Here is a 24,422-nt window from a genome sequence, read left to right on the forward strand (position 1 = left end):
GCTGACGGGGGCTCACCGAGCCGTCCCGCACGGCAGCCGCTCACGGGTACTCACCGGGCCGTTCTTAGACGGCAGCCGCTCACGGGTACTCACCGGGCCGTTCTTAGACGGCAGCCGCTGACGGGGGCTCACCGAGCCGTCCCGCACGGCCGTCGCTGAGCGGTTATCGGACGGCGGCCACCGAGCCCGCCCCTGGTGCCGGCACCGAGCGGACCGGCACCTTGTGCTCCCCGCCGGCCTCCCCCCTCGGTCCGGCCGGCGGGGAGTGGTCCGGCCCTCCGACGGGAGGGCCGGACCACTGTCATGTGGTCAGCCGTCGTCGCGGGCCCGCAGCGGCAGCACCGCCACGTCGTCCACCCGCTGCCGTGCCGCCGCGCTGCCGCGGACCACCTCGTCCGCCGGCCTCTCGGGCAGCTGGTCACCGACGTCCGTGAGCAACTCGCCGAGACCGGCCGGCGCGTCCTCGATGGTCGTCACCAGCCGGGACGGGCCCGGACCGGTCTGCGGCGCGCCGTGCGCCGGCCGCCCGCATGTCCCCGTACGGCGGATGGCTCCTCATACCCCGTCGGGCCGGCGACATGCCCTGGCCGGGGCCGGTCGAGTGAGCCGGGGCGCCTCGGCCGTGCGGGCGAAGCACGCGTGGTGCGCGGGTGCCTCATGTGCGCCCCCGTCGCGCCAGGATGGCTGATTCCATGCGTAGGAAAGTGAGCCGTCGATTCTCGGACCCCGGAGCCGCCGCGTGTCGCGGCCGCGGTGTACAGGGTGGCCGTGTGTGTCGTCGGCGGACCCGCAGCCGGCCCCGGCGTGTCGCGTCGCGGTTCCGGGCGGCGGCCGCGCGGCGGCCACCGGCCGGAACGTCACCCCGCATCAGTGGAGGTCCGGCCCGCCCGTCGAACAGGGTGGCGAAACGCAGGACCCGTGCAGCCCGGGGCCGAGGTGATTCCGGTCGACCTCCCGGCGGCAACTTTTTCCCGCGCGCCCGGTTTGCGGTTGAGGCGCGGGGGCACACGCGGGTGCGACGATCCGGCCGCGTCGTCGTGCGCGCGAGGGGCTTGAGGAAGTGGCCGGATGGTGACGCAAAAGCACAGGGGGAATACTCTCCGTTCAACTTCAGGGGGTTGCTTGCGTGTGACTCGCCGTGAAGACTGTGGCCGAGTTCCATCGAAACGAAGGTGTCCCGAGGTACGCATCATGCCAATCGTGGGGCGGCACGGCATGCGACTGCGTATTCTCACACCGCGTTTCGAACGGGCGGGGGCTGTGGGCCCCGCTGCCCGTGGCCGAGCCGGGAGGGTCCCGCGTGATCGTTGCGCGGGAGGAATCGCCGAGGGGATGGGTTATGTCGGGTTGGCGCGCCACACGACGAGGCTCGCTGCGGGGCCGTGGCCGGCCGCGCGGACGCCACGTTCCGCATCGCATGTGTTGAGGGCCTCCGGCCCGTCCCGGCAGCAGACCGACGGCGGCTGACCGCCCAGCCGCGTAAGAGGAAGGCCACCCGGGTCACGCGCTTTCCCGTCCGCATGTTCTCGGTGGTGGCACAGCCGTGCCCGGACCCGCCCACGGTCCGGCCGGCCCCGCCCCATGACGTCCCCCGTGTGTGACTCCTCCGTGCCCGCACGCGCTAGCAAGGAGACAACGTGATCAGCAGACAATCGACGGGCTCGCGGCCCCTCCTGGACGAGTTACCCGACCGCTGGCGTGGCTTACGCGACGCCGGGCCGGTGCGGTACGACGAGAAACAGGAAGTCTGGCAGGTGCTGGACCACGAGACCGTCGCCACCGTGCTCGCCGACCCGGCGACGTACTCCTCGGACCTCTCCGCCCTCGCCCCCACCCAGTCCGACTTCGAGACCTTCACCCAGGGCAACTTCGTCGGCATGGACCCGCCGGAACACCGCAAGCTGCGCACGCTGGTGAGCCAGGCGTTCACCCCGCGGGTCGTGCAGGGGCTCGGCCCCCGCATCGAGGCAGTCTGCGACCGGCTGCTGGACGCCGTCGCCGACCGCGACCGGTTCGACCTGGTCGACGCGCTGGCCTATCCGCTGCCGATCATCGTCATAGCCGAACTGCTGGGCATACCCGCCGAGGAGCACCGGCTCTTCCAGGAGTGGGCGAGCGTCCTCTTCGGCGGCGACCAGCTCGGCGAGGCGCCCGACATGGCCGACCTGGAACGGGCGCTGGAAGCCATCGCCCCCACGGTGCGCGAGATGAACGGCTACATGCTGGAGCACATCCGTGCCCGCCGCGCCGACCCCGGTGACGACCTCACGAGCAGACTCATCGCCGCCGAAGTGGACGGCGTCCGACTCGCCGACCAGGAAATGGTCGGCTTCGTGGCCCTGCTGCTGGTCGCCGGGCACATCACCACGACGGCGCTGCTGGGCAACGCGGCCGTCACCTTCGACCGGCACCCCGGCACGGACGCCGCGCTGCGCTCCGATCCCGCACGCATACCGGCCGCGGTCGAAGAGGTGCTGCGCTGGCTCCCGCCCTTCCCGGAACTGGGCCGCCGCGTGACCCGGCCCGTGACCCTCGGCGGTCACGACCTCCCGGCGGACACCCTGCTGATGGCTCATCTGGGCGTCGCCAACCGCGATCCCGCCCGCTTCGCCGCACCGGATGTCCTCGACATCGCCCGGACTCCGAATCCCCATCTGACCTTCGGGCACGGCATCCACTTCTGCTTCGGCGCGCCGCTCGCCCGGCTGGAGGCACGGATCGCGCTGCGGAAGTTGCATGAACGATTCCGCATACTGGCGATCCCGTCCTACGAGGACGTCGCCTACCAGAACCCGGCCGTCATCATCGGCGTACGGCATCTGCCCGTCGAGGTCCGCAGACCGTAGCCCGAGCGCGCTCAGCGCCCCCGGCCGGCCCCCACACCGCTCGTCCAGGACCGGACCGGTACACCCGCACATGAGACCCACCCAACGGGAGTCCCCTTCTCATGCCGTACACCATCCCCGCCGCTCCGGCCGCCGCCCCGACGTCGTCCCTGTTACGCCGGGAGCTCCAGGACCGTCTCGACGCCCTCGCCCTCACCCACCGGGTGCCCGGCGCCCAACTGGCGCTGGACACCGGTACGGAAGTCGTCGCCGTGCACACCGGTACGGCCGACGCCGCGACCGGCAGCCCCTTCACCGCAAAGACCGCGGTCCCCCTGGGATCGCTCACGAAGCCCTACACCGCCGCCCTCGTCATGCTCCTGGCCGACGACGGCGACCTCGACCCGGACGAATCCGCCGCCGGGCACCTCCCGGAGCTGCGCGGAACACCCGAGGTGACGATACGTCAACTGCTGAGCCACACCGGCGGGTTGCCCACCGGGCCCGACTCGGACACCGCCGCCGCGACCACCGCCGCCCGCTATCTCACGGCCGTCTGCACCCCCCGGGACCTGCTGTTCGCGCCGGGCACCGACTTCTCCTACTCCAACGCCGGTTACGTCGCCGCCGGGCGGCTGGTGGAGACGGTCACCGGCATGCCGTGGGCCGAGGCCGTCCGGGCGCTGCTCCTCGAACCCCTCGGGATTCCGGCCGCGTTCATCGGCGACGCCTCGCCCGTCCGGCCCGTCGCCGCCGGGCACGCCGTCAACACCGCGACCGGACAGGCCCGTCCGGCCCGGCAGAACCTGGCGCCGCTGGAGGCACCGGCAGGCGCGCTGCTCGCGAGCGCCCTGGACCTGGCCGCGTTCGGCAACGCGCTGATCGGCCGCTCGGACCTGCTGCCACCCGCCGTCGCGAAGGAGATGCGCCGCCCCGAGACCGCCGCCCGGCCGGGAGCGCTGGCCGACGGCTGGGGATCCGGGCTCGCCCTCTACCAGCGGGACGACCGCGTGTGGAGCGGGCACGACGGCAACGCCCAGGGCACCTCCTGCCACCTGCGGACGGACCCGGAGAGCGGCGTGGTGGTCGCCTTCACGGGCAACGCCGGAGGCGCCACCGCCCTCTGGCGCGACCTGGCCGAGGAACTGGCCCGGCTCACCGGCATACGCGTCCCCGTCGGCGCGTGCGCCACGGACCGGGGCCGCCCCGTCGCCCTGCCCGACTGCGCGGGAACCTATCGGAACGGCACCACGACGTACCGCGTCGCGCCCGGACCGGACGGCGCGCCGGCCCTATCCGTCGACGGTGACCTGCCCCTCCCACTGGTCTGCTACGCCGACCTCTCCTGCGACCTGCTCGATCCGGCCACCGGGCGCCCGGAACCCGGGGGGCGCTTCCACCGGGATCCGGCCACCGGCCGGATCGACCGGATGCAGATATCCGGGCGCACGGCGCGCCGCACCGACGACGGCTGAACCGCGGCCCGCGCCGGTTCCGGCTCCGAACCCGGCGCGGCCCCGGCTCGGGTGAACGCCGCCGGCGTGTACGCCGCCCGGTCCCGGCCTGTTCGGGGCGGGTGCCATCGGTCTCGGCCGGTTCGGGCGGGCGCCGCCGGCCACGGCCTGGTCCGTGTGGACGTCGTCGGTCTCGGCCCGGTCCGGGTGGGGGGCGTCGGCTCAGTTCGGTTCGGGTGGGCGCCGCCGGTCTCGGCTCGGTCCGGGGGCGTGGTCGGTCTCGGCCCGGTTCGGGTGGGTGTCGTCGGCTCAGTTCGGTTCGGCTGGGCGCCGCCGGTCCCGGCCTGTTCCGGGCGGGCGTGGTCGGTCTCGGCTCGGTCCGGGGGGCGCCACCCGGTCCGGGCCCGGTCCGGGGGGCGCCACCCGGTTCGGTCCCGGTCCGGCGGGCGCCACCCGGTTCGGTCCTGGTCCGGCGGGCGCCACCCGGTTCGGTCCCGGTCCGGCAGATGCCGCCGGGCTCGGTCCCGGTCCGGCGTACGCCACCCGTGCCCCGGCCGGCGCCGCCTCCGGTTCCGTCAGGCCCCGGGGTCCCGGCCCCGGTGACCACCACCCGACCCCCCGACCACCCGGCAGCCTCGCAGCGACCGGCACCTCCGCCCGCATCACGGGGCTCGCCGCGTAGGCGGCCCCTGCCGGTCCACCGCTTCCCAGCACCGCCGCACCGCCGCACCGCCGCACCGTCGCACCGCCCGGTGTGTCACCCCGGTCCAACGCACCGCCCCGCGGTGGGCCGGGCGCGTCCGCGCCGCATCGTCCCGCTCTCCAAAGGACTTCACCCATGACGGACCTGCACGACAAGCCCGCACCGGCGTCCTCATTGGCACAGGCCGGCCCCGCCGCCGACGCGCCGGAGAGCGCCACGGCCGCGGAGCATCCGACGCTCGGCGAGCTGTTCACCGCCTGGGTGGCCCGCACCCCGGACGCACCGGCCCTCACCGACGGCCGACGGACCTGGACGTACCGCGAACTGGGCGCCCGCGCCGACCGGTTGGCCGCACACCTGGTCCGTCGGGGAGCCGGACCCGACCGGGTGGTGGCCCTGGTGCTGCCGCGCTCCATGGAACTGATCGCGGCGGAACTGGCCGTCGCCCGGGCGGGCGCCGCCTTCCTGCCCGTGGACCCCGCCTACCCCGCAGAGCGCCGCGCGCTGATGCTCACCGACGCCGCGCCCGCGGTCACCCTCGACGACGCGGGCCAGGTCGGCCGGTTGCTGGACGCGGACGAACCGCCGGCCACCGAGGACACCACGGGACACGCGGCCGAAGCGGACGCCGACCGCAGGGCCGGAACGGACGCCGACCGCAGGGCCGGAACGGGCGCCGACCACGGGGCCGGAGCCGAAGCCGACCGCAGGGCCGGAAACGCAGCCGGCCTCGCGATCGAAGCACGCGCCGACCACGGGGCCGGAACCGGCGCCGACCGCAGGGCCGGAACGGGCGTTGATCGCGAGCCCGGAACCGGCGCCGACCATGCGGCCAGAACTGACGCCGACCACGCGGCCTATGTCATCTACACCTCGGGTTCCACCGGCACCCCCAAGGGCGTGACGGTCACCCACCGCGGCATCGGCGGCTTCACCGCGGCCGCCGCCGAACGGTACGCGGTGGGTCCCGGCGACCGCGTGCTCCAGTTCTCCTCGCCGAGCTTCGACGCCTCCGTCCTGGAGCTGTTCATCTCCGTGCTGTCCGGCGCCACACTCGTCGTACCGCCGCACGGCCCCTGGCTGGGTGACGAACTCGCCGCGGTCCTGGACGAGCACCGCATCAGCCACGCCCTCATCCCGCCCGCCGCGCTCGCCACCCTGCCCGACCCGGCGCAGGGCACCGCGCGTCACCTGCGCACGCTGATCGTGGGCGCCGAGGCCTGCCCGGCCGGACTGGTCGACCGCTGGGCACCCGGCCGCCGCATGATCAACTCCTACGGTCCGACCGAGACCACCATCGTCGCCACCTGGACCGGGCCGCTGACCGCCGGCCACGGCACCCCGACGATCGGCGGGGCCCTGCCGCACACCCGGGTGTACGTCCTCGACACCGCGATGCGGCCCGTACCGCCCGGCGTGGACGGCGAGTTGTTCGTGGGCGGCGACGCGGTGGCCCGCGGCTACCTGGGCCGCCCGGGCCTGACCGCCACCCGCTTCGTCGCCGACCCCTTCGGTCGGCCCGGCGCGCGCCTGTACCGCACCGGGGACCGGGCACGCTGGACCGCCGCCGGGGAACTGGAGTTCCTGGGCCGGCTGGACCGGCAGGTGAAGATCCGCGGCATCCGTATCGAGCCGGGCGAGATCGAGGCGGCCCTGCGCCGGGCCGGCGCCGTCGGCGAGGCCGTGGTCGTCGTACGCGAGGACGAGCCAGGACGCCAGCGGCTCGTCGGCTACGTCACGCCGGCCGGACAGCCGGCCCCCACCGATCCGGCCGCCCCCACCGCTCCCGCCGCCCCCACCGATCCCGCCGCCCCCGGCGGGGCGGCCGTGGTTCTGGACCCCGTGGCACTTCGGGCGGCCGTGGCCGCCGTGCTGCCTGCGCACATGGTGCCGTCCGCGGTCGTGGTGCTGGAGCGGATGCCGCTCACCCCGCAGCACAAGATCGACCGGCGGGCCCTGCCCGCCCCCGAACGCGCGACCGCGGCCGGCCACGTCGCGCCGCGGTCACCGCAGGAGCGGGCCCTCGCCAGGATCTGGGCGGACGTCCTGGGCGTCGACACGGTCGGCGTGACGGACGACTTCTTCGACCTCGGCGGCGAGTCGATCCTCGCCGCCCGCGCCCTCTCCCGGATCCGCGACGAACTGGGCGTACGGCTGACCGTACGGGACGTCTTCACCGCGCGTACGGTCGCCGCCCTCGCCCCCCTGCTCGCCGACCCGTCGGCCGCCGCGCCGCCGGAGCCGATCCCGCCGGCCCCGCGCGAGGGCGGCCTGCCCCTGTCGAGCGCGCAGCGCCGGCTCTGGTACCTCGACGACCTCACCGCGGGCGGCACCGAGTACAACACCGGGGTGGCGCTGCGGCTGAGCGGCCCGCTGGACCCGGACGCGCTGGGCCGCTCCCTGCACCGCCTCGCGGCCCGCCACGCCTCGCTGCGCACGACGTTCACCACGGCCGACGGCCAGGGCGTGCAGCGCGTCGCGGCCGAGCCGGACCTGCCCCTGCGGACGGCCGACCTCACCGGCATCCCCGACGCTCGCCGAGCCGAGGCCGCCGAGACACTGCTCACCGAGGAGCTGGGCCGCCCCTACGACCTGGCGGACGGCCCGCTCACCCGGGCCCTGCTCGTCCGGCTCGCCGTCCAGGACCACCTGCTGCTCCTGGCCCAGCACCACATCGTCACCGACGGCTGGTCCGTGGGCATCCTCACCCGCGAACTCGCCGCCCTCTACCATGCGGAGACCACCGGCGAACCGGACGGACTGGCGCAACCCCCGTTGCAGTACCCGGACTTCGCGGTGTGGGAGCGGCGGCAGCGGACCGCCGGGGGCGACGCCGCCGACCTGGCCTACTGGCGACGGCACCTGTCGGGCATCCAGCACCTGGAGCTGCCGACCGACCGGCCGCGTCCGGCCGTGCGCACCACCACCGGGGCGGCGCACCGGCACACCCTCCCCGCGGAGTTGGTGACCCGGCTGCGGCAACTGGCCGCAGGGCGCGGCACCACGGTGTTCACCCTGTTCGCCGGCGCCTCCGCGCTGCTGTTCTCCCGCTACTCGGGCCAGCGGGACGTCGCGTTCGGCACCGTCACCACCGGCCGCGGCCGACGGGACCTGGAGGACGTGCCGGGATTCTTCGCCAACACGGTGGTGCTCCGGGGCGAGGTGGACGAGCGGGTGACCGTGGACCGGTTCGTGGAGACCATGCGGACGACGGTGCTGGACGCCTTCGCCCATGACGCGGTGCCGTTCGACCGGGTGGTCGAGGAACTGGCCCCGCCCCGCGACCCCAGCCGCACCCCGCTGGTCCAGGCGCTCGTCGTGCAGCAGACCGCTTTCGCCGTGCCGCCGCTCTCCGGCGGCCTGCGCTTCGCCGACCACCCGCTGCCCCGCCCGGCCGCCCGCTTCGACCTGGTCCTGGAGTTCACGCCGGACACGGACGGCGGCTGCGTGCTGACCGCCGAGTTCAGCACGGACCTGTTCGAGGCGGCGACCGTGGCCCGGCTGACCGCGCATCTGCACCGCCTGCTGGAGGGCATGGCGGACGGCCCGGGACGCAGGCTGGCCGAGCTGACCATGCTCTCGGCCGAGGAACAGCGCACACTGGTCGACACCTGGAACCCGCCCGCCCGCCGGGCCCGGGACACCGATCACACGACGCTCCCCGAACTGCTGCACGCCCAGGCGGCCCGGACCCCGGACCGTACCGCCGTCGTCTGCGGCCCGGTCCGGCTGGACTACGCCGAGGTGGCCCGGCGCGCCGGCCGGATCGCCCGGCTGCTCGCCGCCCGCGGCGCCGGCCCGGAGCGGCTGGTCGCGCTCTGCCTGCCGCGCTCCGCCGACCTCGTGCCCGTGCTGTGGGCGGTGCTCGCCTCCGGCGCCGCGTACCTCCCCGTCGACCCCGGCTATCCCGCCGAGCGCGTCCGCCTCATGCTCGCCGACGCCCGGCCCGCCCTCGTCGTCGCCACCCGGGAGACCGCCACCGCCCTGCCCGCGGACTGCGCACCGCTGATCCTGGAGGACTGCGCGGACCCGTCCGACACCCACCTGGCGCCGTCCGACATCCACCCGGACCCGTCCGGCGCCCACCCGGCGCCGTCCGACGTCCACCCGGACCCGTCCGACGTCCACCCGGCGCCGCCGGCCGGCGCCGACCGGACCGGGCCCCTGCTGCCGGACCATCCGGCGTACGTCATCTACACCTCGGGCTCCACCGGCCGCCCCAAGGGCGTCGTGGTCACCCACCGCAGCGTCACCGCCCTGGCGCAGTGGGCGCGGGAACGGTTCGGTGCCGAGGGGCTGGCCCATGTCATCTCCTCCACCTCCCTCAACTTCGACGTGTCGGTCTTCGAACTGCTCTGCCCCCTGGTGGCGGGCGGCACCGTCGAGGTCGTCGCCGACCTGCCGGCCCTCGCCGAGGGCGCCGGCCCACGGCATGCCGGGCTGCTCAGCGGCGTGCCGTCCGTCGTCTCCCGGCTGATATCGGGCGGTACGGCGCCCGTGACCGCGGACACCGTCGTCCTGGCCGGCGAGGCCCTGCCCGCGCAGACGGTGCACGACCTGCGGGCCGCCATGCCCGGGAGCCGGATCGCCAACATCTACGGCCCCACCGAGGCCACCGTGTACGCCACCGCCTGGTTCGCCGGTGACCGGCTGCCGGAGCAGGCCCCGCCCATCGGCGACCCGGTGGCGCTCACCCGGGCCTACGTCCTGGACCACGCCCTGCGCCCCCAACCCGTCGGTGTCACGGGCGAGTTGTACCTCGGCGGCGGGGGACTCGCCCGCGGCTACCTGCACCGGCCCGGGCTGACCGCCGCCCGGTTCGTCGCCGATCCGTTCGGCGCACCGGGGGAGCGCATGTACCGCACCGGCGACCTGGTGCGCCGCCGCGCCGACGGCGGGCTGGAGTACGTGGGCCGCATCGACCAGCAGGTCAAGGTACGCGGCTTCCGTATCGAACTGGGCGAGGTGGAGGAGGCACTGCGCGGCTGCGCCGGCGTGGCGGAGGCGGCGGCCACCGCCACCACCGACGGCGACGGCCACCGGCGCCTGGCCGGCTACGTCGTCCCGGCCGCCGGGCAGCGCGTCGACCCCGAGGCCGTACGCCGGGAACTCGGCCGTACGCTGCCCGACTACATGGTCCCCTCGGCCGTCCTCGTGCTGGACGCGCTGCCGCTCAGCCCGAACGGCAAGCTCGACCGCGGCCGGCTCCCCGACCCCGGCCCCGCCGTGCGCGCGGTACGGCACGTCGCGCCCCGCACGCCCACCGAGCGCGCACTCGCCGCGATCTGGGCCGAGGTACTGCGCGTGGAACGGATCGGCGTCGACGACAACTTCTTCGAACTCGGCGGCGACTCGATCCTGAGCATCCAGCTGGTGGCCCGCGCCCGGCAGGAGGGCCTGCCGCTGACCTCCCGGGACGTCTACCGGAACCAGACCGTCGCCGCCCTCGCCCGCTGCGCGGACGCCGCCGCGGGCCCGCGCGAGACGGCCCCCGCCCCGGAGGCGGCCACCGGCACGGCCCCCCTGACCCCCATCCAGCACTGGCTGTTCGCCGCGGCCGCCGAGCGCGCCGGCCACTTCTCCCAGGCGCTGTCCGTCCGGACGCCCGACGACCTGGACCCGGCGGCGCTGGAGGACGCGCTGAACGACCTGGCCGCCCACCACGACGCCCTGCGCTCCCGCTTCGTCACGGACGGCGCGGACGGCGGGGCCGGCTGGTTCATCGACGAACGGGCACCCCGTGTCCGCCTGACCCGCCACACCGGCCCGGAGACGGACACCCCGCACTTCGGGCCCTTCGACCTCGCCCGGGGACCGCTGCTGCGGGCCGTGTTGCACGACTGCGGGCCCGGACTGCCCCGCGTGCTGCACCTCGCCGTCCACCACCTGGTGATCGACGGGGTCTCCTGGCGGGTGCTCCTGGAAGACCTGGACCGCGCCTACCGGGCCCGCCGCGCCGGCGACGACGGCGCCGCCGCGCTGCCCGCGAAGTCCTCGCCGCTGCGGCAGTGGGCCCGCCGGCTGAACGCCCACGCGGCGGACGGCGGCTTCGACGACGAACGGGAGTACTGGGCCGAGGCGGTCCCCGGCACCGAACCCGCCCTCCCCGCCGACCTGCCGGACGGGGACGACACCTACGCCGCCCAGCGCGCGGTCACCGTGCGCCTGAGCCCCGCGGTGACCTCGGCCCTGCTGCGCACCCTGCCCGACACCTACCGCACCCAGGCCAACGACGTCCTGCTCAGCGCCCTCGGCCGGGCCCTGTGCGGCTGGAGCGGGCGGGACCGGGTGCTGGTCGACGTCGAGGGACACGGCCGTGAGGAACTCTTCCCCGAGCTGGACATCAGCCGCACGGTCGGCTGGTTCACCACCCGGTACCCCCTCGCGCTCGCCGTGCCCGAGGACGCCGGCTGGGACACCGTGCTGAAGCGCGTCAAGGAGCAGTTGCGCGCCGTACCCCGGCACGGCCTGGGCCATGACGCACTGCGCCGGCTCACCGGGTCCGGGGCGGCCCCGCACACCCCGGACGCCCAGGTCAGCTTCAACTACCTCGGCCGGATGGGGCTGCCGGACGACCCCGACGGCCTCTACCGCGGCACCGTACGCCCGCTCGAACTGGACGCCGACCCGGCGGCGGAGCGCCCGCACGCCCTGGAGGTCGTCGGCCGGCTGGACGACGACGAGCTGGAGTTCACCTGGTTCTACGCGGACCGGCGGTACCGGGAGGACACCGTCGCCGACCTGGCCGGGCGCTTCGCCGCCGCGCTCGAGGACCTCGCCCGGCACGCCGCCCGGCCGGGGGCCGCCGGGCGCACCCCGTCCGACTTCCCGCTGGCCCGGCTCGACCAGGCGGCCGTGGACCGGATCACGGCGGCGGACCCGGCCGCCGTGGCCGACATCCTGCCGCTCACGCCGACCCAGGCCGGCATGCTCTTCCACGGCCTGTCCCAGGGCGACAGCGGCGTCTACTTCCAGCAGCTGACGTTCGTCCTGGACGGCGTGCCCGACCCGGAGGCCCTCGCCGCCGCCTGGCAGTACGTGACCGACCGCACCGAGGTGCTGCGCGGCCGGGTCGCCTGGCAGGACGTACCCGAGCCGCTCCTCGTGGTGCAGCGCCACGCGGCCGTACCGGTCACCCACCTGGACTGGCGCGACCTGCCGCCCGACGAGTGCCGCGCCCGGCTGGACGACGTACTCGCCCGTGACCGCGCCCAGGGCATCGACCTCGGGCGCGCCCCGCTCCAGCGCCTGCTCCTCGCCCGTGTCTCCGGCACCGCGGTCCGCGTGGTGTGGTCCTTCCACCACCTGCTCCTGGACGGCTGGAGCCTGTTCCAGGTGCTCTCCGACGTCTTCGCCCGGCACGCCGGGGCCGGCCCCGACACCCTCCCGCACCGCCCGCCCCACCGCGACTACGTCGCCTGGCTGAGGCAGCGCGACCCCGCCGAGGCCGAACAGCACTGGCGGCACCGCCTGTCCGGGCTCACCGAGGCCACCCCGCTGCCGTACGACCGTGAGCCGCGCGAGGCCCACCGCGCCGAGTCCACGCACGAGGTCCGCGGCACGCTGCCCGCGCCCGCCACCCGGGCGCTGGAGGAACTGGCGCGCACCTCCGGCCTGACCCTGAACACCCTGGTGCAGGGCGCCTGGGCGCTGCTCCTGGCCCGGCAGGCGAGCCGCGACGAGGTGGTGTTCGGCACCACCGTGTCCGGACGGCCGCCCGAGCTGCCCGGCGCCGAGGCCATGACCGGCCTGTTCATCACCACCCTGCCCACCCGGGTCACCGTCCCCGGCCACGGCACCCTGCTCGACTGGCTGCGCACGCTCCAGCACGACCAGATCGAGGACCGGCGCTTCGACCACCTGCCGCTCACCCGGATCAAGGCGTGCAGCCGGCTCCCCGAGCGGGTCGGCCTGTTCGACAGCATCGTCGTCTTCGAGAACTACCCGGTGGACGACGATCTCGCCGCCTCCCACGGACTGCGCCTGAGCGGCCTGGAGGGCATCGAGACCACCAACTACCCGCTGAGCCTGACCGCCTACCCGGGCGCGGAGCTGACCCTGCGCCTCGGCTACGACCCCGAGCTGTTCGACGCCGGCACCGCCGAGCGGATGGCCGAGTACCTGACCGTCCTGCTCTCCGGCATGGCCACCGGCTCCGGGCGCCCGCCCGCCCGGCTGCCGCTGCTCGCCCCCGACCGCCGCGAGCAGGTGCTGCGCGCCTGGAACGACACCGCCACCGACCTGCCCGGCTCCACCGTCGCCGGCCTCTTCGCCGCGCAGGTGTGCCGTACCCCCGACGCCGTGGCCGTGGAGGCCGGCGACGAGCACCTCACCTACCGCGAACTCGACGCGCGAGCGGCCCGGTCGGCGGCCCGGCTGGCCGGGCTCGGCGTACGCCCGGAACACCCGGTCGGTGTCCTCATGGACCGGTCCGTGGAGCTGATCGTCACCCAGCTGGCCCTCGTCCGCACCGGCGGCGTGTACGTGCCGCTGGACGGCAGGGCACCCGCCGAGCGGCTGCGCCGCACGCTGGCCGAGGCCGGCGCCGGCCTGCTGCTGACCGACGCCGGCTGGGAGAGGACGGCCCGGGAGGCGCTGCCCGGCGGCCGCGTCCTGCGCGTCGACGACGCCTCCGGCGCGGACGGGCCGGCCCCCACCTGCGCGGTCCACCCCGACAACGTCCAGTACCTGATGTTCACTTCGGGCTCCACCGGCACCCCCAAGGGGGTCGCGGTGCGCCAGCGGGACGTCGCCGCCCTCGCCCTGGACCGGGCCTTCGCCGGGCACGACCGGATCCTCGTGCACTCGCCGGGGGCCTTCGACGCCTCCACCTACGAGGTGTGGGTGCCGCTGCTGCGCGGCGGCACGGCCGTCCTCGCCCCGCCCACGGACGTGGACGCCGCCCAGGTCCGGCACGCGATCACCGAGCAGCGGGTGAGCTGCCTGTGGCTGACCGCGGGCCTGTTCCGCCTGCTCGCGCAGGAGGACCCGGGCTGCCTGCGCGGCGCCCGCGAGGTGTGGACGGGCGGTGACGTCGTCCCCGCCCAGGCCGTGCGCCGGGTGCTGGACGCCTGCCCCGGCCTGACCGTCGTGGACGGCTACGGCCCCACCGAGACCACCACCTTCGCCACCCGCCGCGTCTTCAGGTCCGGCGACCCGCTGCCCGCCGTGCTGCCCATCGGCCGCCCGCTCGACAACACCCGCGTGTACGTCCTGGACACCGCCCTGCAGCCGCAACCGCCCGGCATCCCCGGCCAGTTGTACATAGCCGGCGCGGGCCTGGCCCGCGGCTACGCGGGCCGGCCCGGGGCGACCGCCGCCCGTTACGTCGCCGATCCCTACGGCCCGCCCGGCGCGCGCATGTACCGCACCGGCGACATCGTGCGCTGGAGCGCCGACGGCGAACTGCACTTCGTCGGCCGCGCGGACGACCAGATCAAGATCCGCGGCTTCCGCGTCGAACCCGCCGAGATCGAGGCCCGGCTCACCGCCCATCCCGGCATCGCCGAGGCCGTCGTCTCCCTGTACGAGGACGCCGGACGCAAGCGGCTGGCCGCCCACCTGGTGCCGGCCGGCGCCGCCACGGTGCCCTCCGCCGCCGAGCTGCGCGCCCACCTGGCGGCCGGACTGCCCGACTACATGCTGCCCGCCGCCTTCGTCACCGTGCCCGAGCTGCCACTGACCGGCAACGGCAAGGTCGACCGGCGGCGGCTGCCCGCCCCCGACTGGTCGGCGGGCGGCGAACGGGCCCACCGGGCCCCGCGCACCGAGACCGAGCGCATTCTCGCCGGGATCTGGGCCGAACTCCTCGGCGTGGCCCGGGTCGGCGTGGACGACAACTTCTTCATGCTGGGCGGCGATTCGATCCTCAGCATCCAGGTGGTCTCCCGGGCGAGGGCCGCGGGACTCACCCTCACCCCCCGCGATCTCTTCCGGCACCCCACGGTGGCCGAGCTGGCCGGAGCCAGCGGCGGTACCGGGCCCGCCGTCGCCGGTACCGAACCGGTCGCCGGAGCCGCGGACCTCACACCGATCCAGCACTGGTTCCTGGACCCGCGGCCGGCCCACCTCGGATTCTTCAACCAGTCCGTCGTCGTCGAGACGGCCGGCGCCGTCGACCAGGACGCCCTGCGCCGCGCACTGACCGCCCTGTGGACACAACACGACGCCCTGCGCGCCCGGTTCGCGGCCGACCCCGACGGCACCTGGCGCCAGGACATCGCCCCCGCCGACGGCCCGGTCCCCGAGCTGCTCGAGGTCCACGGCCGGCAGGCCGAGGAACGCGTCACGGCGGCGGCACACGGCGGACTCCAACTGGATACGGGCCCGTTGTTCACCGCCCGGCTGTTCACCGCCGACGGCACCCGCCCCGCCGCCCGGCTGCTGCTGGTCGCCCACCACCTGGTGGTCGACGGCGTCTCCTGGCGGATCCTGCTGGAGGACCTGGAGACCGCCTACCGGCAGGCCGCGTCCGGACAGCCCGTACGACTGCCCGCCCGCACCACCTCCGTGCGCGAATGGGCCCGACGGCTGCGCGACCGCGACCGTTTCACCGAGCAGCTCGCCCACTGGGAGCGGACCGCCCGGCACTGCGCCGCACCGCTGCCCGTGGACGGCACCGGCGGCAACACCGCGGCCGACGTCCGCGAGGTCACCGTCCGGCTCGACCGCGAACGCACCGCCGACCTCCTGCGCCGGGTGCCGGGCGTCTACCGCACCCGCGTCGACGACGTCCTGCTCACCGCGCTCGGCCGGGTCCTCGCCGACTGGACCGGACGCGACACCGTCGCCGTCGGCCTGGAGGGACACGGCCGCGAGGACCAGCTCTTCGAGGACGTCGACCTGTCCCGCACGGTCGGCTGGTTCACCTCGCTCTTCCCGGTCGCCCTCGCCGTGCCGCACGGGGACTGGGGCACCGCCCTGAAGGCGGTGAAGGAGCAGCTGCGGGCCGTACCCGAGCGGGGACTCGGCTACGGCGTGCTGCGTCACCTCGCCGGCGAGGAACGGCTCACCGGCGCGCCCGCCCCCGGCATCAGCTTCAACTACCTGGGCCGCTTCGACTGGACCGCCGACGGCGGCGCCCTGATCGGGGCGGTGCCCGGCGGCCTCGGCGGCGCGGAGGCACCCGGCACCGAACGGCCGCACCTGCTGGACGTCGTGGCCCGGGTCGAGGACGACCGGCTGGAGATCACCTGGCACTACAGCACCGGCCGGCACCACGAGGAGACCGTCACCACGCTCGCCGAGGGCATGCTGCGGGCCCTTTGCGACATCGTCGCGCACTGCGCCCGGCCCGAGGCGGGCGGCCGTACCCCGTCGGACTTCCCGCTGGCCCGGCTCGACCAGGCGGCCGTGGACCGGATCGCCGGGGACGGCCGGGACGTCGAGGACGTGCACCCGCTGACACCGATGCAGTCGGGCATGCTCTTCCACAGCCTGCTGGACCCCGGCGGCCGCACCTACGTCAACCAGGTGCAGCTCGTGCTGTCCGGCGTCACCGACCCGCACGCCCTCGCCACGGCCTGGCAGCACACCGCGGACGCCAACCCGGTGCTGCGCACCCACCTGGTGTGGCAGGAGACCCCGGAACCGCTCCAGGTCGTCCGGCACCGGGCCACCGTGCCCGTCACCCACCACGACTGGTCCGGCCGGCCCGCCGACGACGGCGCGCGCGACCTGGACCGGCTGCTCGCCGAGGACCGCGAGGCGGGCATCGACCTGGGCACCGCGCCCCTGATGCGGCTGACGCTGATCCGCCTGGCACCCGACCGGGTCCGCCTGGTGTGGACCTTCCACCACGTCCTGCTCGACGGCTGGAGCGCGGCGCAGGTCTTCGACGAGGTGTGCGAGCGGTACGCCGCCCTGACCTCGGGGCGCCGCCCGCAGGTGCCGGAACGCCGGCCCTTCGCCGACTACCTGCGCTGGCTTGCCGGGCGGGACACCGCCCGGGCCGAGCGGCACTGGCGGGCCGCCCTGGCCGGCTTCCAGGCCCCTACCGAACTGCCCCGGGACCGGCGGCCCGCCGAGGCCCACCACGCCTCCTCCTCCGAGTCGGTGCGGATCACCCTCGGCCCGGACGCCTCGGCACGGCTGCGGGAGACCGCCCAGCGCGCGGGACTGACCCTCAACACGGTCCTCCAGGGCGCGTGGGCACTGCTGCTGTCCCGCTACGGCGGCGGCTCGGACGTGGTGTTCGGCACGACCGTCTCCGGCCGGCCCGCCGAACTGCCGGGCGTGACCTCGATGGTCGGCCTGTTCATCAACACCCTGCCGACCCGCGCCCGCGTCGACGAACGGCGCCCGCTGCTGGACTGGCTGCGCGAACTCCAGGCCGCCCAGTCGGAGGCCCGGCGCCACGACTTCGTCTCCCTGGCCCAGTTGCAGGCGTGGAGCGAGGTGCCCGGCGGCACCGGCCTGTTCGACTCCATCGTGGTCTTCGAGAACTACCCCTTCGACGAGGGGGCGCTGGCCCGGTACGGCCTGGCCATGGAGCAGGAGCGGGACCTGGAGCCGACGAACTACCCGCTCAGCGTGGTCGTCGCGCCCGGCGACACCCTCGCCGTGAACCTCGACTACGACCCGGCCGCCTTCGGCACCGGCACGGTGGAGGCCCTCGGCGAGAGCCTGCGCACCCTGCTGACCGGCATGGCCGCCGACGCGGACCGCCGTCTGGCCGACCTGCCGCTGCTGGCCCCGGCCGAAGGCCGCGCCCTGGTGGGCCGGTTCGGCGGACGCGTGGCCGACACACCGCGGGACACCCTGCCCGAGGCATTCCGGCGGCAGGCCGAGCGCACCCCGGACGCCCCGGCCGTCCGGCACGGCGACACCCGCCTCACCTACCGCGAACTCGACGCCCGCTCCAGCCGGCTGGCCCGGCGGCTCATCGCCGCCGGCGCCGGACCCGAGCGCTTCGTCGCCCTCTGCCTGCCCCGCACCGCCGACCTGATCGTGGCACTCCTCGCGGTGCTGAAGAGCGGCGCCGGCTACCTGCCGGTGGACCCCCAGTACCCGGCCGAACGCGTCGCCTTCCTCTTCGAGGACGTACGGCCCGACGCCGTGATCACCGCCACGGAGACCGCCGGCCGGCTGCCCGACGGGCCCATCACCCGGATCCTGCTGGACGCGGAGCCGGACCCCGGCGTGCCGGACCTTCCGGTCGGCGACGACGAACGGCGCGGCACGCTGCTGCCCGGCCACCCGGCCTACGTCATCCACACCTCCGGCTCGACCGGCCGCCCCAAGGGCGTCGTCGTCAGCCATGCCTCCGTGCTGGCCCTGACCGACTGGGCGGCCGCCGAGTTCACCGGCCGGGCACTGGCCCACGTGGTGGCCTCCACCTCGCTCAACTTCGACGTGTCGGTCTTCGAGATCTTCTCGCCGCTGCTGTCCGGTGGCTGCGTGGAGGTCGTCCGCGACCTGCTGGCCCTCGCCGAGCGCCCCGGCCCCTGGAAGGCCGGACTGCTCAGCGCGGTGCCCTCGGCGCTGGACCGGCTGCTCGCCGAGGACGCCGTGCGGATCACCGCCGACACCGTCGTCCTCGCGGGGGAGGGGCTGCCCGCCCGGACCGTCGGCCGGGTCCGCGAGGCCGTTCCCGGCTGCCAGGTGCGCAACATCTACGGCCCCACCGAGGCCACCGTCTACGCCACCGCCTTCACCTGCGACCCGGCCGACCCCGACCGAGACCCGCCGATCGGCCGGCCGCTCGGCGGCGCCCGCGCCTACGTCCTGGACGAGCGGATGCGCCCGGTGCCCGCGGGCGCGCCCGGCGAGCTGTTCCTCGCCGGAACCGGTGTCGCCCGCGGCTATCTGCGCCGGCCCGGCCTGACCGCGTCCCGCTTCCTGCCCGACCCCTTCGGCCCGCCCGGCGGCCGCATGTACCGCACCGGCGACCTGGTCCGCTGGACGGCCGACGGCGACCTCGTCTACCTCGGCCGCGGCGACGACCAGGTGAAGGTGCGCGGCTTCCGCATCGAACTCGGCGAGGTGGAGGCCGCGCTGGCCCGCCATCCCGCCGTGGCGGCGGCAGCCGCCCGGGTGGTCGAACACGACGGCCACCGCCGCCTCGTCGGCTACGCGGTGCCCCGGACCCCCGGCCTCCCGGCCCCCGCCGGCCCCCCGGCCACCGACCCGACGGGCCCGGGTTCCGTCGCCGGGGAGGTCTCGGGGCCGGCGGGTGCGGGTTCCGTCGGCGGGGCTGTCCCGGGTGCGGCGGGCGTGACTTCCGCCGGTCACCCGGTCTCCGGTCCGGCCGGCCTCCCGGACCCCGCCGAGCTGCGCGCCTTCCTCGCCCGCAGCCTCCCCGACCACCTGGTGCCGGCCCTCGTCGTCCCGCTGGAGCGGCTTCCGCTCGGCGCCACCGGCAAGCTCGACCGGCGCGCACTGCCCGCGCCGCGGTGGTCCGCCCCGACCGCCGGCGCGGCCGGCCGGCCGCCGCGCACCGAGGCCGAGCGGACCCTCGCGGCGATCTGGTCCGACGTGCTCGGCGTGCCCGAAGTCGGCGCCGACGACAACTACTTCACCCTCGGCGGCGACTCCGTCCTCGGCATCCAGATCGTCTCCGCCGCCCGCCGGGCCGGGCTCGCCCTGACCCCGCGGCACCTGTTCACCCACCAGACCCTCGCCGAACTCGCCGCCGTGGCCGAACGGATGCCCGACCCCGCCCTGGCCGCCGTCGCCGCCGAGCAGGGCCCGGTGACCGGCGACACCCCGCTCACCCCCGTTCAGCACTGGCTGCTCGGCACCCTCACCGGAGACCCCGCCCACTTCAGCCAGACCGTCGCCCACGAGCTGGCCGCCGACCCCGACGAGACCCTGCTGCGGGCCGCCCTGGCCGCCGTACTGGAACACCACGACGCGCTGCGGCTGCGCTTCGAGGCGGCCGGTGACGGGCGGTGGCGGCAGCACGGCACCGCGCCCGGCGACGACGCGCACCTGGAGGTGCACCACCGCGCGGCTCCCCACGAGGTGGCCGGCGCCCTGGCCGCCGGCTTCGACCTGGCCCGCGGGCCGCTGCTGCGGGCCGCCCTGTGCCGCCCGGCCGACGGAGGACGGCCGGTGCTGGTGCTGGCCGCCCACCACCTGGTCGTGGACGCTGTGTCCTGGCGGCTGATCCTGGAGGACCTGGAAACCGCCTACCGTGCCCTCCGCGACGGCGAGCGGCCCGTCCTCGCACCCAAGAGCACCTCCTTCCGCACCTGGGCCCGACGGCTCGCCGACCACACCGGGACGGGCGGCTTCGACGGCGAACTCGCCCACTGGCGGGACCTCGACGCCGGCCCCGCCCTGCCCACCGACCACACCGGCGGCGCGAACACCGTCGCCGTCGAGGAGAACCTGACCGCCGGACTCGACGCCGAGGAGACGCGCCGGCTGCTCCAGGACGTGCCGGACGCGTACCGCACCCGCGTCAACGACGTCCTGCTGTGCGCGCTGGGCCGGGTCCTGGCCCGCTGGACCGGCCGCGACCGGGTGGCGGTGACCCTGGAGGGCCACGGCCGCGAGGAACTGTTCCAGGACACCGACCTCGCCCGGACCGTCGGCTGGTTCACCACCATGTACCCGGTCGCGCTGGACGTGCCCCGGAACGCCGGAACCGGCACCGTGCTGAAGGCCGTCAAGGAGAACCTGCGGGCCGTACCGCACGGCGGACTCGGCTACGGCGCGCTCCGCCACCTCCACCCCACGGCCGCGGCCCAGCTGCCCGCGCTGCCGCCGGTCTGCTTCAACTACCTGGGCCGGCAGGACCGCACCACCCCCGCCCCGGGCGGACTGCTGCACGCGCCCCTCGGCGGCCTCACCGGCGGCATGGACCGCTGCGCGGACCGCCCGTACCTCCTCGACGTCCTCGGCCGGGTCGTCGACGACCGCCTGGAGTTCACCTGGTCGTACTCCCGCGAGGTGCACCGGCGGGACACCGTCGCCCGGCTGGCGGCCGAGCTGACCGACGAACTCCGCGAGATCGTCCGGCACTGCGCCGCACCCGGCGCCGGCGGCCGCACCCCCTCCGACTTCCCGCTCGCGCCGCTGGACCAGGCGGCCGTCGACCGGCTCGTCGGCAGCGGAGCGGACGTGACGGACGTCTACCCGCTCACGCCCACCCAGACCGGCATGGTGATGCACGGCCTGGACGAGGCCGAACACGGCCTGTACGTCGAGCAGATCACCTTCGTGGCGGACGGTGCCCGGGATCCGGAGACCCTGGCCGCCGCCTGGCGGCACGTCGTCGACCGCACACCGGTGCTGCGCACCTCCGTCGCCCTGCACGGCGTCCCCGTACCGCTCCAGGTCGTCCACCGGGACGTGACCCTGCCGGTCACCGAACACGACTGGAGCCGGATCCCGGCCGACCGGCACGACGCGGAGCTGGAGCGGCTGCTCGGCGAGGAGCGGGCCCGGGGCATCGCCCTGGAGCGGGCCCCGCTGCTGCGGCTCGCGCTGGTCCGGCTCGGCCCGGACGCGGTCCGCGTGGTGTGGACCTTCCACCACGTCCTGCTGGACGGCTGGAGCGTCTTCCACGTCCTGTCAGACGTCATGGCCGCGCACGCCGCCCTCGCCCGCGGTGAGCGGCCCCGGCTGCCCGGACGCAGGCCGTTCGCGGACTACGCCGCCTGGCTGGCCGCCCGCGACACCGGCCAGGCCGAGGAGCACTGGCGCGGCGCCCTGGCCGGCCTGAGCGCCCCGACCCCGCTGCCGTACGACCGCCGGCCCGCCCCCGGCGAGACCGCCCGCTCCGGCACCTGGCTGTCGCGCCGGCTCGGCGCCGAGGAGACACGCCGGCTCCAGGAGTTCGCCCGCCGGCACCGCCTCACCCTCAACACCCTGGTGCAGGGGGCCTGGGCGCTGCTGCTGTCGCGCTGGAGCGGGGAGCGGCAGGTCTGCTTCGGCACCACCGTCTCCGGACGGCCCGCCGATCTGCCCGGCGCCGACACCATCACCGGCCTGTTCATCACCACGCTGCCCGCACGGGTCGACGTCGACGGCGGCGCGTCCTCGGCCGGCTGGCTGCGCGCGCTCCAGGAGGCACAGGCCGAGGACCGGCGCCACGACCACCTGCCCCTCAACGAGGTGCACGCGCTGACCCAACTGCCGTCGGGCACAACCCTGTTCGACAGCCTGGTGGTGTTCGAGAACTATCCGGTCGGCGACGCGACCGCGGGTGCGCACGGGCTCGCCCTGCGGGACCTGGACGCCCGGGAGGCCACCAACTACCCCCTCACCGTGGTCGTCTCGCCCGGCGACCGGCTGTCCGTCGAACTCGGTTATGACGCCCGCTACTTCGACGCGGCCACCGCCGACTCCCTGGCCGGCCGGCTGCTGCACACCCTGCACGCCCTGGCCGGCACGGACGGCACCGCCCGCCTGGACGACCTCGACGTGGTGCCGCCCGCCCAGCGGGAGCGGCTGCTGCACGGCCCGGCCCGCCCCGGACTCGGCCCGGTACCCACCGCCACCCTGCCCGCCCTCGTCGAGGCCGCCGTCGACCGGTGGCCCACGGCTCCCGCCCTCGACGCGGCCGGCACGACACTCGGCTTCGCCGAGGTGGAGGAGCGGGCCAACCGGCTGGCGCACCGGCTCATCGCCCGCGGCACCGGCCCCGGCGAGCTGGTCGCGCTGCTGCTGCCCCGCTCGGCGGACATGGTGCTGGCACAGCTGGCGGTGACGAAGGCGGGCGCCGCCTTCCTGCCCGTCGACCCCGCCTACCCCGAGGAGAGGATCGCGCTCATGCTGCGCGACGCGGCCCCGGCCCTCACCCTGGACGCCAAGGAGGTCGCCGGCCTGCTCGCCGCCCCGCCGGACGACGTGCCCGCACACCGGCCCACCGACGCCGACCGGACCCGCCCGCTCGACCCGGACGACCCCGCCTACGTCATCTACACCTCCGGCTCCACCGGCCGCCCCAAGGGCGTCGTCGTCACCCACCGGGGACTCGCCGCGTTCTCCGCCGCCGAGGCCGCCCACTACCAAGTGGCCCCAGGGGACCGGGTGCTGGCCTTCGCCACGCCCAGCTTCGACGCCTCCGTGCTGGAGCTGTGCATGTCCCTGCCGCACGGCGCCGGACTGGTCGTACCCCGCCCGGGCCCGCTGCTCGGCCCGGAACTGGCCGGCGTCCTGCGGACCGAGCGCATCACGCACACCCTGCTGCCGCCCGCCGCGCTCGCCACACTGCCGGCCGACACCCCCGGCACCCTGCCGGACCTGAAGACACTGATCGTCGGAGCCGACGCGTGCGGTGCCGAACTCGTCGCCCGCTGGGCCCCGCACCACCGCATGGTCAACTCCTACGGCCCCACCGAGGCCACCGTCGTCGCCACCTGGTCCGCACCCCTGACGGCGGACGGCAGCGCCCCGCCCATCGGCCGCCCGCTGCCCGCCACCGGGGCCTACGTCCTCGACGCCCGGCTGCGGCCGGTCCCCGACGGCGTCGCCGGTGAACTGTGGCTGAGCGGACCGGCACTGGCCCGCGGCTACCTCGGCCGGCCCGGCCTGACCGCGGCCCGGTTCGTCGCCGACCCGTTCGGTCCGCCCGGCACCCGGATGTACCGCACCGGCGACCTGGTGCGCCGCGACAGCGCGGGCGAACTGCACTACCAGGGCCGCACCGACCACCAGCTCAAGCTGCGCGGCCACCGCATCGAGGCGGGCGAGGTCGAGGCGACCCTGGTCCGTCATCCGGGCGTGCTGGACGCCGTGGTGACCGTACGCGAGGACGAACCGGGCCTGCCGCGCCTGGTCGCCCACCTGCTCACGGTCCCCGGCGCCGAACCGCCCACCACCGCCGGGCTGCGGGAGCTGGCCGCCCGCTCGCTGCCGGGGCACATGGTCCCGTCTGCGTTCGTGGTACTGGACCGCTTCCCGCTCACCGAGAACGGCAAGACCGACCGGGCCGCCCTGCCCGCCCCGGCCCCGGCCGACGAGCGGGAGCGGCCGGAGTACGTGGCGCCCCGCACACCCACCGAGGAGGCGCTGGCGGCCATCTGGGAGGAGACCCTCCAGACGGCGGTGGGCGCCGAGGACGACTACTTCCTGCTCGGCGGAGACTCGATGCGCGCCCTGCTCATCGCCTCCCGCGCCAACGACGCGTTCGGTGTCACGCTCACCCCCCGCGACGTCCTGGTCTCCCACACCGTCGCCGCCCTGGCGCAACTCGTGGAGGACCAGGTGCTGAGCGAACTCGAGGAAGCGGCCTACGGCGGTCCCGACACCGAGGAAGAGGCCCATGGCGGCCCCGACACCGAGGACGCGGCCCACAGCGGTCACGACGGCCGGAGGGGCGCGTACGGCGGCCCCGAGGCCGCGGACACCGGGAGGGACGGCGGCCCCGACGCCGAGGACGCCGGGAACGACGGCGGCCCCGACGCCGAGGACGCCGGGAACGACGGTTACGAAGCCGAAGACGCCGCGTACGGCGGCCACGACCACGAACGGTGAGGATCCGACGAC

At 75.7% G+C, this 24,422-nt stretch carries 4 protein-coding genes; 3 read left to right on the forward strand and 1 reads right to left on the reverse strand.

The window, feature by feature from the left end; genetic code table 11:
* Positions 1 to 309 precede the first annotated feature (309 nt).
* The gene (locus JK361_RS05420) at positions 310 to 477 is read right to left on the reverse strand and encodes a hypothetical protein (RefSeq protein WP_201814501.1); all 168 of its coding nucleotides are present in this window, start codon (positions 475 to 477) and stop codon (positions 310 to 312) included.
* A gap of 1,160 nt (positions 478 to 1,637) precedes the next feature.
* On the opposite strand from JK361_RS05420, the gene JK361_RS05425 reads away from it, so the two are divergent.
* The 3 genes from JK361_RS05425 (at position 1,638) to JK361_RS05435 (ending at position 24,410) form a co-directional block, all read left to right on the forward strand.
* Positions 1,638 to 2,846 carry a cytochrome P450 gene (locus JK361_RS05425; RefSeq protein WP_201814502.1) on the forward strand — a complete coding sequence of 403 codons (1,209 nt, stop codon included), beginning with the start codon at positions 1,638 to 1,640 and terminating at the stop codon, positions 2,844 to 2,846.
* A gap of 101 nt (positions 2,847 to 2,947) precedes the next feature.
* On the forward strand, positions 2,948 to 4,300 hold the full coding sequence (locus tag JK361_RS05430) for a serine hydrolase domain-containing protein (RefSeq protein WP_201814503.1): 1,353 nt from the start codon (positions 2,948 to 2,950) through the stop codon (positions 4,298 to 4,300).
* Positions 4,301 to 5,117: 817 nt separating this feature from the next.
* A complete protein-coding gene (locus tag JK361_RS05435) occupies positions 5,118 to 24,410 on the forward strand; it encodes a non-ribosomal peptide synthetase (protein WP_236052497.1) in 19,293 nt (6,430 codons plus the stop codon).
* Positions 24,411 to 24,422: the final 12 nt, after the last annotated feature.

It is taken from the genome of Streptomyces musisoli (genome assembly GCF_016741855.1).
GTDB classification, from domain to species: domain Bacteria; phylum Actinomycetota; class Actinomycetes; order Streptomycetales; family Streptomycetaceae; genus Streptomyces; species Streptomyces musisoli.